The sequence below is a fragment of the Priestia sp. AB genome (genome assembly GCF_028369225.1).
Classification (GTDB): Bacteria; Bacillota; Bacilli; order Bacillales; family Bacillaceae_H; genus Priestia; species Priestia megaterium.
The window spans coordinates 658239-674128 of sequence record NZ_JAQMYN010000001.1 but is presented as its reverse complement, the minus strand read 5'-3'; the positions used below and the strand labels follow the sequence as shown (position 1 = coordinate 674128).

At 40.6% G+C, this 15890-nt stretch carries 15 protein-coding genes; all 15 read right to left on the bottom strand.

The genetic code is table 11. The features are described from left to right. Positions 1-4 precede the first annotated feature (4 nt). Positions 5-388: a YlqD family protein gene (locus POF52_RS03465; RefSeq protein ID WP_013058897.1), complete on the bottom strand. Its 384-nt coding sequence runs from the start codon at positions 386-388 to the stop codon at positions 5-7. A 151-nt stretch (positions 389-539) separates the two neighbouring features. After that, positions 540-770 (bottom strand): KH domain-containing protein, encoded by a 231-nt coding sequence (locus POF52_RS03460; protein ID WP_013058898.1) that lies wholly within the window; start codon positions 768-770, stop codon positions 540-542. An 11-nt stretch (positions 771-781) separates the two neighbouring features. Beyond that, entirely contained in the window at positions 782-1054 is a 273-nt protein-coding gene (gene rpsP, locus POF52_RS03455) for a 30S ribosomal protein S16 (RefSeq protein WP_013058899.1), read from the bottom strand. A 136-nt stretch (positions 1055-1190) separates the two neighbouring features. After that, positions 1191-2534, bottom strand: a complete 1344-nt coding sequence (gene ffh, locus POF52_RS03450) for a signal recognition particle protein (protein ID WP_013058900.1) — start codon at positions 2532-2534, stop codon at positions 1191-1193. A gap of 12 nt (positions 2535-2546) precedes the next feature. Beyond that, positions 2547-2879 (bottom strand): putative DNA-binding protein, encoded by a 333-nt coding sequence (locus POF52_RS03445; RefSeq protein ID WP_025750337.1) that lies wholly within the window; start codon positions 2877-2879, stop codon positions 2547-2549. 274 nt (positions 2880-3153) lie between these two features. Then, complete coding sequence (gene ftsY / locus POF52_RS03440; RefSeq protein WP_271989741.1) at positions 3154-4152, bottom strand: signal recognition particle-docking protein FtsY; 999 nt, start codon at positions 4150-4152, stop codon at positions 3154-3156. A gap of 25 nt (positions 4153-4177) precedes the next feature. Continuing rightward, positions 4178-7738, bottom strand: a complete 3561-nt coding sequence (gene smc, locus POF52_RS03435; protein ID WP_271989740.1) for a chromosome segregation protein SMC — start codon at positions 7736-7738, stop codon at positions 4178-4180. Between the two features lie 77 nt (positions 7739-7815). Continuing rightward, positions 7816-8562, bottom strand: coding sequence for a ribonuclease III (gene rnc, locus POF52_RS03430; RefSeq protein ID WP_013058904.1), 747 nt, complete (start codon positions 8560-8562; stop codon positions 7816-7818). Between the two features lie 180 nt (positions 8563-8742). Further along, on the bottom strand, positions 8743-8976 hold the full coding sequence (gene acpP, locus POF52_RS03425) for an acyl carrier protein (RefSeq protein WP_013058905.1): 234 nt from the start codon (positions 8974-8976) through the stop codon (positions 8743-8745). Between the two features lie 137 nt (positions 8977-9113). After that, positions 9114-9854: a 3-oxoacyl-[acyl-carrier-protein] reductase gene (fabG, locus tag POF52_RS03420; protein ID WP_271989736.1), complete on the bottom strand. Its 741-nt coding sequence runs from the start codon at positions 9852-9854 to the stop codon at positions 9114-9116. Between the two features lies 1 nt (position 9855). Continuing rightward, positions 9856-10800, bottom strand: coding sequence for an ACP S-malonyltransferase (fabD, locus tag POF52_RS03415; RefSeq protein WP_034649189.1), 945 nt, complete (start codon positions 10798-10800; stop codon positions 9856-9858). Between the two features lie 3 nt (positions 10801-10803). Next, positions 10804-11808, bottom strand: coding sequence for a phosphate acyltransferase PlsX (gene plsX / locus POF52_RS03410; protein ID WP_095378747.1), 1005 nt, complete (start codon positions 11806-11808; stop codon positions 10804-10806). A gap of 20 nt (positions 11809-11828) precedes the next feature. Beyond that, on the bottom strand, positions 11829-12392 hold the full coding sequence (fapR, locus tag POF52_RS03405; RefSeq protein ID WP_013084815.1) for a transcription factor FapR: 564 nt from the start codon (positions 12390-12392) through the stop codon (positions 11829-11831). Between the two features lie 501 nt (positions 12393-12893). Then, on the bottom strand, positions 12894-14942 hold the full coding sequence (gene recG / locus POF52_RS03400; RefSeq protein ID WP_013084816.1) for an ATP-dependent DNA helicase RecG: 2049 nt from the start codon (positions 14940-14942) through the stop codon (positions 12894-12896). Beyond that, positions 14935-15822 (bottom strand): L-serine ammonia-lyase, iron-sulfur-dependent, subunit alpha, encoded by an 888-nt coding sequence (gene sdaAA / locus POF52_RS03395; protein WP_271989731.1) that lies wholly within the window; start codon positions 15820-15822, stop codon positions 14935-14937. The genes recG and sdaAA overlap by 8 nt, the downstream gene beginning before the upstream one ends. Between the last annotated feature and the right edge of the window lie 68 nt (positions 15823-15890).

Sequence of the window (15890 nt, the reverse complement as noted above, 5' to 3'; positions counted from 1 at the left end):
ACCTCTATCTAATCTCAACAACTTTGCTATCTTTTATAATAATTGTTTTACTTTCTTTTATCTTTTCCCAATCGTCGCCGATTTTTACCTCTACCAAGGCATCCAGTTCCGTTTCAACGAGTTCGCTCCCTAAAGGAAGCTTTTCTAATTGCGTCAGCTGAAAGTTTAACACTTCAATTTTTTCAAGGCGAGCGGATTTTTCTTTTTCAAACTGACTATGTAATAAAGAAGAACCTTTATTGGCTTTTTCCATGTGCTTTAACTGAAATTTCAGCTGTTCCATTTCTTTTTCAAGCGCCTGCTTGCGATTTATAAAACGATTTTCAAGATCTTGTTTGCTTGCTTCAGTTAACACTTGTTTCACAACAACTTTTTGAATAATGTTCAAAACGTTCCCTCCGCTCTCAAGATAGTGACCTTGCGCTTTTTACATGCATATTGAAATAGCTGCTTCTTGCTCGCAAAAGACTTACTGTGATCAAAACGTTCATCTTATCATAACATAAAAAAAGGGCGAGGTTATCCCTCTCCCTTTTTGATTACTCTTGAATTTTCACATACACTTTTTTACCTTGCTGTGATGCTGCTGCATTCACAACAGTTCGAATCGCTTTTGCAACGCGGCCTTGTTTGCCGATTACTTTGCCGACATCTTCTTGGTGAACAGTAAGGATGTACGTCACTTGACGTTCATCTTCTTGTTCCTCCACTTTAACATCAGCTGGGTAATCAACAAGCGGCTTTACAATTGTTTCGATTAGTGATGTCATCTCGAGTGAGATTATTTTCCTAATTTAGCATTATGGAATTTTTCCATGATGCCTTCGTTAGAGAAAAGGTTACGAACTGTATCAGATGGTTTAGCACCATTTTGTAACCATTTAAGAGCTAGCTCTTCATCGATTTTAACTTCAGCTGGTTGAACTACAGGATTGTAAGTTCCAACTACTTCGATGTAACGTCCATCACGTGGTGAACGAGAGTCTGCTGCTACGATACGATAGAAAGGAGATTTTTTAGCTCCCATACGTTTTAAACGAATTTTTACTGCCATTTTATAAAGCACCTCCGAATATGTTTCAACAAGATAATATAATATCAAATAGGTAAAATGTTTGTAAAGGTTTTTTTCTTAACACTAGAAAAATATTTTATTTTCTTTGGTTTTTCAGTCGGAATCAAGCGTTTTATCATGAAAAGAATGGAAGTTTCATACCCTTTTTCTTGCCTTTTGACATATTTGTCATTTGTTTCATCATTTTTTTCATGTCTTCAAATTGTTTAAGCAAACGGTTGACTTCTTGTACAGAACGTCCGCTTCCTTTTGCAATACGCTTTCTTCGACTTGCATTAATGATTTCAGGGTTTGTTTTTTCCGCTTTCGTCATAGAACGAATAATTGCTTCTACATGATTAATTTGCTTTTCATCCACCTGCAGGTTTTTGAGCCCCTTTACTTTATTGGCGCCCGGAAGCATACCAATTAGCTCATCAAGCGGTCCCATTTGACGCACCTGAGCAAGTTGATCTAAAAAGTCATCAAATGTAAATGACTGCGTGCGCAGCTTAGCTTCAAGCTCTTTTGCTTTTTCAGCATCTACATTTGCCTGAGCCTTTTCGATAAGCGTCAGCACATCACCCATACCTAAGATACGGGAAGCCATACGCTCTGGATGGAATGCTTCAATAGCATCCATTTTTTCTCCAAGACCGACAAACTTAATTGGTGTATCGGTTACTGCACGAATAGAAAGCGCTGCACCACCGCGCGTATCGCCGTCTAGTTTCGTTAATACAACTCCAGTTAATCCTAATTGCTTATTAAAGCTATCCGCAACGTTTACTGCATCTTGACCCGTCATCGCATCGACAACAAGGAAAATTTCGTCTGGGTTAGAAAGCTCTTTGATCTGTTCTAACTCCTCCATTAAATTTTCATCAACATGCAAACGTCCCGCTGTATCAATTAATACATAATCGTGATGCTCTTCTTTCGCATGAGCAATAGCTTGTTTCGCAATCTCCACAGGACTTACTTGATCACCTAATGAAAAAACAGACATGCTAAGCTGTTTTCCTAGTGTTTCAAGCTGTTTAATAGCTGCCGGACGATAAATATCTGCTGCTACAAGCAATGGATTACGGTTATATTTTTTACGTAATAAATTGGCAAGTTTACCGGTTGTTGTTGTTTTACCTGCACCTTGAAGTCCAACCATCATAATTACAGTTGGAGCTTTTGGAGCTACTGCAATCTTGCTTTGCTCTCCGCCCATAAGTGCAGTTAATTCTTCTTGTACAACCTTAATAACTTGTTGTCCAGGCGTTAAGCTCTTAAGAACGTCTTGACCTACAGCACGTTCGCTTACGCGCTTAACAAAGTCTTTTACTACTTTAAAGTTTACATCGGCTTCTAAAAGGGCAAGTCTAACTTCACGCATCATTTCTTTAACATCAGCTTCGTTAACTTTTCCTTTTCCTTTTAACTTTTGCAGTGTGCTTTGCAAACGGTCGGCTAATCCTTCAAATGCCATATACGCCGCCCCCTAATCTAATTTCTCGAGCGAATCAAGAAGAGAAGAAAGCTTACTATTCTTGTGTAAGTCGGCTGCAAGTTCGTCTTTCAGTTGTTGAACAATTGATTGACGCTCTTGAAACCGTTGAAATAACAATAGCTTTTCCTCATATTGTTCAAGCATTTGCTCTGTACGTTTTATATTATCATAAACTGCTTGACGACTCACATCAAATTCTTCCGCTATTTCACCGAGGGAATAATCATCCAAGTAATAAAGTGACATATAACTTCTTTGTTTGGGCGTCAACAGCGCCTGATAGAAGTCAAATAAGTAATTCATTCTTGTTGTTTTTTCGAGCATATGCACGCTCTTTTCAACCATCTGACCGCCCCCTTGTTAAGTGAAAAGCCTTTACATGTTATTAGTTTAACTAGGCGAGGTTTGAATGTCAAGTTTTTTCCTTAACACCTCACATTTTCCCACTTAAAAGAGATGGAAACATAACTAAATTACTTCAATTTAAAGACGAATAAATATGAAACCTGCGTCCCCCCTAGTAATAAAAAAAATCCGAACGATTAATCGTTCGGATCTCCCTTCAACTAAGATACTTATATCCCAGCCTCTTTTTAGATTACGCCTCTTTTTCTGCTTCTTCTTCTACAGCATTGGCAAATAACCCATAGATATATTGCTCCGTGTCAAACGGCTGAAGGTCGTCCACTTTTTCTCCAAGTCCAACGAATTTAACAGGAAGCTTCAGTTCGTTTCGAATGGCAAGAACAATTCCGCCTTTAGCCGTACCATCTAGTTTTGTTAACACAATTCCCGTCACGTTCGTTGCTTCTGAGAATGTTTTAGCCTGACTTAAAGCGTTTTGACCCGTCGTCGCATCAAGTACAAGAAGTACCTCATGAGGAGCACCAGGAATTTCTCGCTCAATAACACGCTTTACTTTCTCTAATTCTTTCATTAAATTTACTTTATTTTGAAGGCGCCCTGCTGTATCACATAATAAAACATCTGCTTTTCGAGCCTTAGCTGACTGAACAGCGTCATACATGACAGCGGCAGGGTCAGAGCCTGCAGATTGCTTAATAACATCCACACCAACGCGTTCTCCCCATACTTCTAACTGCTCAATCGCACCGGCACGGAACGTATCTCCTGCTGCCATTACGACTTTTTTGCCTTCTTGTTTGAATTTATGCGCAATCTTCCCAATTGTTGTTGTTTTTCCAACACCGTTTACTCCTACAAACAAAATCACCGTTAAATCATTTTGCTGCATATTCAGTTCACCAATCTGCTCTTCACCAGATTCATAAATATCAATTAATTTCTCAGAGATGACTGCCTGTACATCTTGAGGATCCTTAATATTACGGCGTTTCACTTCCGATTTTAAGTCATCAATTAAATCCAACACGGTAGCCACACCAACATCAGCACTGATTAAAATTTCTTCTAATTCCTCAAAAAACTCTTCGTCTACTTGACGATAGCGAGACACTAGATCATTCACGCGTTCTGAAAAAGAATTGCGCGTTTTTGATAGGCCATCTTTAAATTTTTGGGTAACAGAATCGGTTTGCATTGTAATTTTTTCTTTTAGTTTCTTAAAAAAGCTCATTCGTACCACCCTTTCATTCTATGAGTTAAACATATTGCTTTGATTCTTCTAAACGAACAGAGACTAATTTCGATACGCCAGATTCTTGCATCGTCACACCGTACAGTACATCAGCTTCTTCCATTGTACCTTTTCGGTGAGTAATAACAATGAACTGTGTTTGAGTACTAAATTTGCGTAAATACGTAGCAAAGCGATGAACGTTTGCTTCATCAAGCGCCGCTTCCACTTCATCTAGCACACAAAACGGCACCGGACGTACTTTCAAAATAGAAAACAGGAGGGCAATGGCTGTTAACGAACGCTCGCCGCCTGACAGCAACCCTAGATTCTGCAGTTTTTTCCCAGGAGGCTGGGCAACAATTTCCACACCTGTATTTAATAAATCTTTCGGATCTGTTAATTTCAAATCCGCTTTTCCTCCTCCGAATAGGGAAGAGAACACTGTACCGAATTCATTGCGGATACGAGTGAACGTATCAGAAAAACGTTTCTTCATTTCCTCGTCCATTTCTTCAATCACTTGATACAGGGTATTTTTCGCTTCGTCAAGATCCGCTCGCTGCGTATTTAAAAATTCATAGCGTTCTGAAACGCGTTCGTATTGTTCAATAGAACCTAAGTTTACGGTTCCTAATTCATCAATTGCCAGCTTAATGAGCTTGATTTTTTTCCTCGCTTCTTGAATATCTAATGTTAAAGGATACTTTTCTTTTGCTGCTTCAAAGCTAATTTCGTACTCTTCTGTCAGCTGCTGCAGACGGCTGTCTAGCTCTACGTCAATTCGATTGATTTTGACTTCTTCATCTTTTAAAGCATCCGTAATTTGTTTGTACTGACGCTGTAGCTCTTTTACAATCCTCTCTTCGTCTTCAAGTTTATTCTGGGCTTTCAACCGCTCTGATCTGGAGTCATCCATTAATTTTAACGTTTCTGTCTTTTCTTTTATTCGCTCATGCGCGGCTTCTTCGAGCTGAAGTTCACCCGAGTCGTTGCTCGTGATTTCACTCGTTAAAAGAGAAAGATCATCTGTAGTTTCAGATAAACGCTGAATGGTTTGATCAAGCTCAAAACATACTCTTTCATATTTTTCTTGCTGATTTGCGAGGAACTGTTCTTTTTTCGCAAGAAGCACTTTTACTTCTGTAAGCTCATGTTGAACCGTTTCTTTAGACGTTTGCTGTGTATGCTTGCGTGCAGCTAACTCTTCAATGTTTTTCTCTAATACATTTGCCTGCTGCTGATTTCCTTGCAAACTTGTATGCAGCTCATCAATTCGAGCGGACAAGCTCGTTTGATCTTGTCTAAAGCTAGCAATATCATGATCGTACATGGTTAAGCGGTCATTCACTGCTTTTTCTTCGATGTCAATTTGCTTTACTTCTCGGTCAGATTCCTGCTCCTTGTCTTTCAAGCGTTCCACAAATGCCTGCTGTTTATTAATTTCCTGCTGAAGCTCCTCAATCTGTGACTTTTTATCTTTCACACCTTGCTCGAGCACAAGCGTCTTTTGTTCCATCTCTTCTATTTTTGCCGTAATGGCTTCCACTTCACGCTGACGGCCTAACAAAGAGTTAGACTTTTGCTTCATTGAACCGCCTGTCATCGAACCACCGGGGTTGACGACATCTCCTTTAACGGTCACAAAACGATAGCGGTGCTGCACAAGACGGGCAAGTTCATTTGCACCTTTTAAATCATTGACTACAATAACGGTTCCGAGCAAATTTTTAATAACTCGGTCGTAGGTAGCTTCGTACTTAACAAGAGATGAAGCGATTCCTACATACGCTTCATGGCTCTCTAGCATAGAAATAGTTTGAGCGGGAACATAACGGTCTTTTACAGACGTCAGTGGTAAAAATGTAGCTCTCCCGTAACCATTTTGTTTCAAAAAGCCAATTGCCTGACGTGCACTTTGTTCGTCTTGAACGACAATATGCTGAGCTGCTCCTCCAAGGGCAATTTCAAGCGCTGTTTCATACTCTTTTGGGACATTAATTAGCTCAGCAATCGCGCCTTTGATACCTGCAAGCTTCTCATCACGCGCTTTTAATACTTCTTTTACACCGTGAAAATAACCTTCATAGTCTTCTTGCATCTCTTCCAGCATTTCTTTTCGTGATTTTGTCTGCTGTACGTACTGATAAGCTTGATAAAGAGTAGACTCTTGTTTGCGATAGGCTTGCCTTAATGACTCAAGCTTCTCTCCTTGCTGCTTATACACTTGTACAGCCTGCTGAAGCTCTTGACGAAACTGAGCAAGCCTTTTGATCGCCGCTTCTTTTCGCTGCGTTAATTCACGGCGCTGTTCTACGTATTGCTCGTTGGATTTTGTTAAACGCTGCTCTTTTTCAAACGTTTGCATTTTTTGCTGCTCTAAAAATGAAATTTCATTTCGGGCGGATGTTTGGGCGTTCGCTAATTCAAAATACTCGCTTTTCATCTGTTCAAGTTTTTCTTCTAGATTCTCGCTGTACTGCCTGAACAGCTGTTCCTGCTCAGTAAGCTTCAGACGTATCTCTTGTACTTCTTTTTGAGATTGCTCAAGACCTTTTCCTTCGCTGTCTTTTGCTTTACTTAGCTCTTGATGCTTATGAGTATACTCTTTTACTAAACGTTCCAGCTGCTCTTTATTTTGAAAGGCATTTTTCTTACGCTCTTTTAATACTTCTTTTTTGCCTTCTAGCTTTTCTACTTCTTCACTTACATATAGTAGTTTTTTATGTAAAGAGTCTAGTTGTTCATCTATTTGCTGAATGTGCAAACGAAGGGTCTGGATTTCTCCTTCACGCGTGCGAATATTCGTCGCGAGAGATTCTTCAAGCTGCTCGTGCTGAGCCATTTCAGCTTTTAATTTTTCCCATTTCTGATGAAGATCTTCAACTTCAAATACCGTAACAGCCACATCAATGTGCTCTAATTCTTCTTTTTTCTGCAAATAATCTTTTGCAATAGACGATTGAATCTGTAAAGGCTCTAACTGGCCTTCAATTTCATGAAGAATATCTACTACTCGATTTAAATTTTCTTGCGTTTCGAGAAGTCGAAGCTCCGCTTTTCGTTTACGCATTTTGTATTTTAATACACCTGCAGCTTCTTCAAAGATTTTACGGCGCTCGTCAGACTTACTGCTTAGTACTTCTTCTACTTTTCCTTGACTGATAATCGAAAAAGCTTCTCTTCCAAGTCCTGAATCCATAAATAAATCGACAATATCTTTCAAGCGGCACGGCTGGTTGTTAATAAAAAATTCACTGTCTCCTGAGCGGTACACGCGCCTTGTAATACTAACTTCATGGTAGTCAAGCGGGAGAAACTGGTCATCATTTTCCAACGTCAGCGTTACGTCAGCCACGTTTACCGCACGGCGTGATTCGCTTCCCGCAAAAATAATGTCCTCCATTTTCCCTCCACGAAGCGATTTGGCTGACTGTTCTCCAAGCACCCAGCGTATGGCATCCGTAATGTTGCTTTTTCCGCTTCCATTCGGTCCTACTACTGCCGTTACACCTGGCACAAAATCTATCGATACTTTTTCTGCAAACGATTTGAACCCTGCAATATCTAATCGTTTGAGGAACATAGAAATCCCCCCTCACACTTGTAATCTTTTCATAGCAAATCCCCCTTTATAACGAAGACGTTAAGAGGGGGATCATTTTATTTCGTTTGACTCGCTCTAATTTTCGTAATAGCTACTTGAGCTGCTTTTTGCTCTGCTTCTTTTTTCGAACGGCCTACACCAACGCCGAGCTCTTCGCCATTTAACGATACGCGAGATAAGAATTCGCGATTATGCGCTGGACCTTTTTCTTGCAAAACTTTGTATTCTAACTGTCCAACTCCATCACGTTGAATCACTTCTTGAAGCTGGCTTTTGAAATCCATCACATGAGAAAAAGCACCTTCATTAATTTTTGGAAAGACAACTTTTTTTAGAATCGTTACTACCGTATCAAGCCCTTGGTCTAAATAAAGAGCTCCGATAAATGCTTCAAACACATCGGCCAGTAAAGCCGGTCTAGATCGGCCGCCTGTCATCTCTTCACCTTTTCCAAGTAACACTAGTTTACCAAAATCCATTTCATTTGCAAAAGTAACAAGCGACGGTTCGCACACAACTGCTGCACGAAGCTTCGTTAACTCACCTTCACTCATCGTTGGATATTTTTTAAATAAAAATTGTGATACGGTTAGCTCTAATACGGCATCTCCTAAAAACTCAAGACGCTCGTTGTCTTCATACGGTCTTCTGCGATGCTCATTCACATAGGATGAATGTGTAAATGCTTGAAAAAGAAGCGCTTCATTTGTAAACTGAATACCAATTTCCTTTTGAAACTCTGCAAAATTTTGCTTGAATTTCACGTTCATCTTTCGATCTCGATTTGAATATTGTTTAGGCATAAAATACCTCCGCTTACCTGCTTCAATTGTTTCGTAGTTTTTTCCTAACATCTCTCATTATAAAACGAGGTATCCTAAAAGATACACTACCTTTTCAAAAAAAGAGATCTTTTTTTGAAATTCTTAAAAAGAAGAGAAAGCCCCGCTGTTTAACGGGGCTTTTCATACATATACTACAGATTAAATTTGGCTCTGTATGTAATTAACTGCATCTCCTACAGTTGAAATTTTTTCAGCTTCTTCGTCAGAAATTTCGATATCAAATTCCTCTTCAAGCTCCATTACAAATTCAACTACGTCTAGAGAGTCAGCACCTAAGTCTTCTTTGAAACTAGATTCTAGTTTCACTTCACTTTTGTCTACACCAAGACGATCAACAATGATTGTTGTTACGCGTTCTAGTACCTCTGCCATTGTTCTTCACCTCCCCTCAAGTCATTATAGATGATTTCCATCTAAAATACTATGGTTGAATAATAAAGTTTATCGGTCGCCTAGTAAACGTCCCTTTGTACTTTATCACCAAATTACACTTTTCGTAAAGTGCTTTTTTACATCACCATTCCGCCGTCAACGTGAATCGTTTGACCCGTAATATAACGGCTTGCATCTGATGCTAAAAACGCAACTGCGTTCGCAACATCCTCAGGCTGGCCGAAGCTTGCAAGAGGGATTTGCTTTAACATTTCCGCCTGCACTTCTTCATTCAATTTATCCGTCATGTCTGTTGCAATGAAACCAGGAGCAACTACATTCACTGTAATATTGCGGCTTGCTAATTCTTTGGCAGTTGTTTTTGTTAAACCAATTACGCCTGATTTTGCTGCTACATAATTTGCTTGTCCAGCATTACCGCTGACGCCAACAATTGATGAAATATTAATGATACGTCCTGCGCGCTGCTTCATCATTTGACGAGTAACCGCTTTTGTACACAAAAATACGCCTTTTAAGTTTGTATTAATAACATCATCCCATTCGTCTTCTTTCATACGCATAAGAAGATTATCACGTGTGATTCCCGCGTTGTTCACTAAAATATCTACTGAACCAAATGTAGAAATCGCTTCTTTTATCATTGCTTGTACAGAATCACTTTCTGCCACATTTGCTTGTACAGCAATTGCATCCGTTCCTAATCCTTTAATTTCATCCACAACTTCAAGAGCTTTCGCTTCGCTGCCGGAATAGTTTACAACTACTTTAGCACCAAGCTTTCCCAGCTCAATTGCAACGGCACGACCAATTCCGCGAGAAGCGCCTGTTACAACCGCAACTTTCCCTTGTAACATGTTATTCTCCCCCTTTTAGTGCGTCAATCGTTGATTTTAATGATGTAAGATCATTAACAGCATACACAGCCGCACGGCGATTTACTTTTTTCACAAGACCTGATAATACTTTTCCTGGCCCAATTTCAACAAATGTATCTACACCTTCTGCAAGAAGTGTTTCAACTGTTTCTTCCCATCTCACTGGAGAATACAGTTGTTCCACTAACTTGTTTTGAATATCTTGACTGTCAGTAACCGGCTTTGCTGTTACGTTTGCTATGACTGGAACCTTCGCGTCGCTAAAGCCCACTGTTTCTAGCGTATCACGTAGTTTTTCAGCAGCTGGCTTCATTAAACTAGAGTGGAACGGACCGCTTACCACTAGAGGAATCACGCGTTTTGCACCTTTTTCTTTGGCAAGAGCTCCAGCTTTTTCTACGCCATTTACCGTACCTGAAATAACAATTTGACCCGGACAGTTAATATTTGCAAGCTGAACAGCATCGCCTTCGCTTGTAATTTGAGCGGTAACGGCTTCTAGATCTTCCGCTGACATGCCAAGCACTGCTGCCATTGTACCTTGACCTGCTGGTACAGCTTCGTCCATATAGCGACCTCTTTTGTGAACAGCAACCACGGCATCTTTAAACGATAAAACCTCAGCAGCCACAAGCGCACTGTATTCTCCTAGACTGTGACCCGCAACAAAATCGGGTGTAATTCCGCTCGTTTTAAATGCTTCAAGCAGCATTGTACTCGTTGCTAAAAGAGCAGGTTGAGCGTGATAAGTTAAAGTCAATTCTTCTTGAGGCCCTTCAAAAATAATGTTTGAAAGATTGAATCCTAAAGCTTCGTCAGCCATATGAATCAGCTTTTTCGCTTCTTCTGTTCCATCATATAAATCTTTTCCCATACCAACAGTTTGTGACCCTTGGCCTGGAAAGATAAAAGCAATTTTCCCCATTTCTTATCTCTCCTTTTCTTCATTAGCAGTTTGTTCGATTGCTTTTTGAATAGTGGAAGACACATTGTTTTCCACCATATTCACAGCTTGCTTAATCGCGCTAAATACTGCATTCGCATCCGACGAACCGTGCGCTTTGATAACAGGCGCATGCAATCCAAACAGCCCTGCGCCTCCATATTCACTGTAATCCATTTTCGCTTTTAACCCCTGCAGCTGAGGCTTTAGCACTGCTGCAGCTAACTTGCTTTTTAACGTGCTCATTAATTCTTGTTTAATCATAGAAAACAAGGAAAGCGCCGTTCCTTCAATGCTCTTAAGAGTCATATTCCCTGTAAAACCATCTGTTACAACCACATCCGCTACGCCGTTTAGCAAATCACGGGATTCCACGTTGCCTACAAAATTAAGATCAGCATTTTTTAGTAGCTGAAAGGCTTGCTTTGTTAAATCGTTTCCTTTTTTATCCTCAGTTCCAATGTTCAGCAGTCCCACTCTAGGAGCTTGAATGCCGCGTACTTTTTCGGCATACACAGACCCCATCACAGCGTACTGGAGCAAGTGTTCAGGCTTGGCATCAACGTTTGCACCAACGTCTAGCATTAAAAACCCTTTTCCATCTAGTGTCGGAAGCGTCGGAGCAAGTGCTGGACGTTCAATGCCTTTGATGCGACCTACAATAAAAAGTCCCGCTGTCATTAACGCCCCTGTATTTCCTGCTGAAATACAAGCGTCAGCACGACCTTCGGCTACTTCATTTGCCATTAATACCATAGATGCTTGTTTTTTGCGGCGCACAGCTCGCACTGGCTCATCAGTTGCATCAATGGTTTCTTCTGTATGAATAATCGAAATACGATCTGAATTTGTTAAATATTTTTTTATTTCTGTTTCGCTTCCAATTAACGTAATATGTAATTCTTTAAATTGAGCAGTAGCTTTTTCTACACCTTCAATAATGGCTTTCGGTGCATGATCTCCGCCCATTGCATCAATAGCTAGTTTCATGTTGCGTCTCATCCTTTTTATTATTTATCCTTTGTAGAACGATACATTTTAAAAGTGCCAGAGAACACTTGCTCTTGACCTACATAGCTGTTTACCTCAACGGTGGTTCGCACTTCACTAGTTGACAGAACTTTCGCTTTTGCTATCACTCGTTCATGAAGCTTAACAGGGCGATGATAACGGATCGACGCATCTGCTGTGAGCGCTAGTTCGTTGTTAATAACAGCGACAGCTAACGAATTAGCTTGCGCAAAAAGGTGGTGACCACGAGCGATTTGATTACGCTGAAACACATGCTCTGTTTTCACATCAAAAATAGATATCGCTGATTGATCTAGTTCAATGTCGATAACTTCTCCAATTACTTCTTCAATCGGAAGCGAACGCACTTCCTCGTCTAGTTGTTTTGAAGCTACATGCTTAATACGTTCTCGCAGTTCAGGAATCGACAACTCTAGGCGGTCTAATCGAATTGTTTGAACGCTCACTGAAAAACGGTCTGCTAGTTCTTCATCCGTAATAAATGGGTTTTCTTCAATTGTCGTTTTTAATAGATGCTGTCTTTCTTTTTTACTGCGCTTCATTGTCCACCATCCGAACTTTTAATACTAGGTACTAATAGCAGTATATAATCATTGCCTTCTAATTGCAACATTTTTCACATGCTGTATTCTGTGCATTGACGTCGTATTAATGGCCACCAGCCGCTAACTCTTTCACACTAAGCCGCTTTTTATCTTTATAGACGAAAAGAGATTGAGACATAACTAGATCACTTCAATCTAAAGATGAACAAATGGGATAAAGGAGCTCGTATAGATTGCTTGTTACACCGCTGCTGATTTCCGTGCAAGACTTCGCTTTCCGCGGCCGGCCCGTGATCCTCCTTGTTCCTTACGCTTCTGCGGGGTCTCATCTATTCCGCTTTCCCCGCAGGAGTGCCTTGCCCTTCACTTAACAGTTAGAAGCACCTACATATCCATCACATACATGAAATCTACGTTCATCATCACAATGAAAAAAATCCGAACGATTGATCGTTCGGATTTTCCTTCAACTAAACTACTTTGTTTCAGTCTCTTTTACTAATCAAATTTTTCTCCAGTCAATACACCCGTTGCTTCTAATTGTATTCTCAGCAGTGCAAACTGATCTTCTGTCCAAAAGCTGTCGGAATTTACAAGCTTAGCAGCATCTTCTCGAGCTACTTCAAGCGCACGGTAATCGTGCACCATATCGGCTACTTTAAACTCAGGCATCCCGCTTTGTTTTCTACCAAAGAAATCACCAGGCCCACGAAGCTCTAAGTCTCTTTCTGATAATACAAATCCATCGTTTGTTTCCGTCATAATGGTCATTCGTTCTTTTCCAACTTCTGATTTCGGATCTGCGAGCAGAATACAATACGACTGTGCATCTCCTCGTCCTACGCGTCCTCTTAGCTGATGAAGCTGAGATAACCCAAAGCGCTCTGCATCATAAATGACCATCACGGTTGCATTCGGAACGTTCACTCCTACTTCTACAACCGTTGTTGATACTAAAATCTGCACGTCATTTACGCTAAACTGTTTCATCACTTCTTCTTTTTCATCAGCTGACAACCTTCCGTGCATGAGACCAACGCTTGCTTTTCCATTAAAATAGTGAGCGAGTGTTGCATGCACATCAATTGCATTTTGAACATCCAGCTTGTCCGATTCTTCAATCAGCGGACAAATAACGTAAGCTTGTCTGCCGTCATGTATTTCTTTTTCAACGAAATGTAAAATACGTTCAAGCATATCATGTTTTACCCAGTATGTTTCAATTGCCTTACGTCCTGCTGGCATTTCATCGATAATGGACACATCCATTTCTCCAAATACCGTAATAGCAAGGGTTCTTGGAATAGGAGTCGCCGTCATAAACAGTACATCCGGACTCTCTCCTTTTTCACGTAAAACCCGGCGCTGCCCAACTCCAAAGCGGTGCTGTTCATCCGTAATGACGAGCCCTAAACTACTATATATAACTTCGTCTTGAATTAAGGCATGTGTACCTACTAATACATGAACATCTCCGTCTTTCACTCGCTGAAGCAGCTCTCTTCTTGCTTTTCCTTTAACAGACCCTGTTAGCAAGCCTACGCTGATGCCTACCTTTTCAAGCATCGCAGTCAATGACTCAGCATGCTGTTCAGCTAAAATTTCAGTCGGCACCATTAAAGCACCTTGATGCCCTGCTAAAACAGTGGCGTATAAAGCAACCGCTGCTACGACTGTTTTACCTGACCCTACATCACCTTGCAGCAAGCGATTCATGCGATAAGGTGATTTCATATCGTGCGTAATTTCGTTTACTACACGTTTTTGAGCGTTTGTTAACGGAAACGGCAGCAGATTCGTGAAGTTTACCAGCTCAGTTGAATCAAATGCTTGCTTCATTCCAGGCGTTTCTTCTCTTTCGCGCTTTCTAAGCGCCTGCATTTTCAATTGAAAAAGTAGAAATTCTTCATAGACAAATCGACGCCTTGCTTGTTTTAAATCTTCATGATCACGAGGTAAGTGAATACTTCTAACCGCTTCTTCACGCGTTACTAGTTTGTATCTAGAACGAATAGAGGCCGGGAGCATATCCTGAATGCTACTGCCATAATTCTTCAACGCAAGAGAGACGAACTTCCGCATTCCTTTGACCGTTAAGCTGCCTTTAACCGAGTAAACAGGCTCAATCGTTTGATTTTTAACAAACGGAGAAAATTGAAGCTCCTGCAAGTTAATCGTTTGCCGGTGCTGATCCCATTTCCCCGTAACCGTAACAGTTTGATCGATTTCTAACTTTGATTTATAGTATGGGCGATTAAAACAAGTAACCGTAATCAAATAGCGGTTTACTAGCAGCCGAAACGTAAGGCGCGAACGCTTTTTTCCGTAATACGTAAGCGAGGGGACGCTGTGAACCTTTCCTTCTACGGTGACCTTTTCGTCGTGCTTTGCTTCAGCCAAATCTTTTAACTCATAATCTTCATAGCGGTATGGAAAATGTTCTAACAAGTCATGCACACTATGAATATGCATATCCTCTAATGCTTGTGCTGTTTCCTCTCCAATACCTTTAATGGTTTTAATTGAAATAGTTGTTAGTTCATTCACTTTTATTTAATGCAATACCAAAGATCTTCGCTTCAAGCTCGCGACCTGTTGGTGTTGCCGCTAAGCCTCCTTGTGCAGTTTCTCGTAATGCAACCGGCATTGTTTGACCAATTTTATACATAGCATCAATGACTTCATCACATGGAATACGACTTGTAATGCCTGCTAAGGCCATATCTGCTGCAATCATTGCATTCGCCGCTCCCATTGCGTTTCGTTTCACACATGGAACTTCTACTAGCCCCGCTACTGGGTCGCATACTAATCCTAGCATATTTTTGAGAGTAATTGCCATTGCTTCAGCTGCCTGACTCGGTGTACCTCCTGCCATTTCAACAATCGCTGCCGCTGCCATACCTGAAGCTGAACCAACTTCTGCTTGACATCCGCCTGCTGCTCCTGAAATAGACGCATTATTGGCTACAACAAACCCAAAAGCACCTGATGTAAATAGAAATTCAATCATTTCTTTACGAGTTGGGCTTAGCTTATGTTGCACTGCAAACAGCGTTCCTGGCACTACTCCAGCAGATCCAGCAGTAGGTGTTGCACAGATTGTCCCCATTGCCGCATTTACTTCGTTTGTCGCTACAGCTTTGCTGACTGCATCTAAAATTAAATTTCCAGATAAAGATTTTCCACCTTGAATATAGTTTTGAAGCAGCACTGCATCTCCGCCTGTTAAACCTGTAACAGACTGTACCCCTTTTAAACCGCGTTCAACCGCTTCTTCCATAACCGTTAAGTTCCGGTCCATTTTTTCCATGATTTCTTCACGAGTAACTCCCGTGATATCTATTTCCTGTTGAATCATAATCTCTGCAATTTTTACATTTTGACTTTCTGCTAATTCTACTAGTTCTGCTACGTTTCGAAACATATAGTAACCTCCGCTATCATTCTGTCTTATTTTCACTTTAGAATCATCTTTAATCACTCGGCTCCAGT

Bases quoted from the DNA above. Each gene is read 5' to 3' on its own strand.
- rpsP (WP_013058899.1), bottom strand. From the start codon at position 1,054: ATGGCAGTAAAAATTCGTTTAAAACGTATGGGAGCTAAAAAATCTCCT.
- fabD (WP_034649189.1), bottom strand. From the start codon at position 10,800: ATGGGGAAAATTGCTTTTATCTTTCCAGGCCAAGGGTCACAAACTGTT.
- sdaAA (WP_271989731.1), bottom strand. From the start codon at position 15,822: ATGTTTCGAAACGTAGCAGAACTAGTAGAATTAGCAGAAAGTCAAAAT.
- rnc (WP_013058904.1), bottom strand. From the start codon at position 8,562: ATGCCTAAACAATATTCAAATCGAGATCGAAAGATGAACGTGAAATTC.
- POF52_RS03445 (WP_025750337.1), bottom strand. From the start codon at position 2,879: ATGCTCGAAAAAACAACAAGAATGAATTACTTATTTGACTTCTATCAG.
- acpP (WP_013058905.1), bottom strand. From the start codon at position 8,976: ATGGCAGAGGTACTAGAACGCGTAACAACAATCATTGTTGATCGTCTT.
- ftsY (WP_271989741.1), bottom strand. From the start codon at position 4,152: ATGAGCTTTTTTAAGAAACTAAAAGAAAAAATTACAATGCAAACCGAT.
- ffh (WP_013058900.1), bottom strand. From the start codon at position 2,534: ATGGCATTTGAAGGATTAGCCGACCGTTTGCAAAGCACACTGCAAAAG.
- smc (WP_271989740.1), bottom strand. From the start codon at position 7,738: ATGTTCCTCAAACGATTAGATATTGCAGGGTTCAAATCGTTTGCAGAA.
- fapR (WP_013084815.1), bottom strand. From the start codon at position 12,392: ATGAAGCGCAGTAAAAAAGAAAGACAGCATCTATTAAAAACGACAATT.
- plsX (WP_095378747.1), bottom strand. From the start codon at position 11,808: ATGAAACTAGCTATTGATGCAATGGGCGGAGATCATGCACCGAAAGCC.
- fabG (WP_271989736.1), bottom strand. From the start codon at position 9,854: ATGTTACAAGGGAAAGTTGCGGTTGTAACAGGCGCTTCTCGCGGAATT.
- POF52_RS03460 (WP_013058898.1), bottom strand. From the start codon at position 770: ATGACATCACTAATCGAAACAATTGTAAAGCCGCTTGTTGATTACCCA.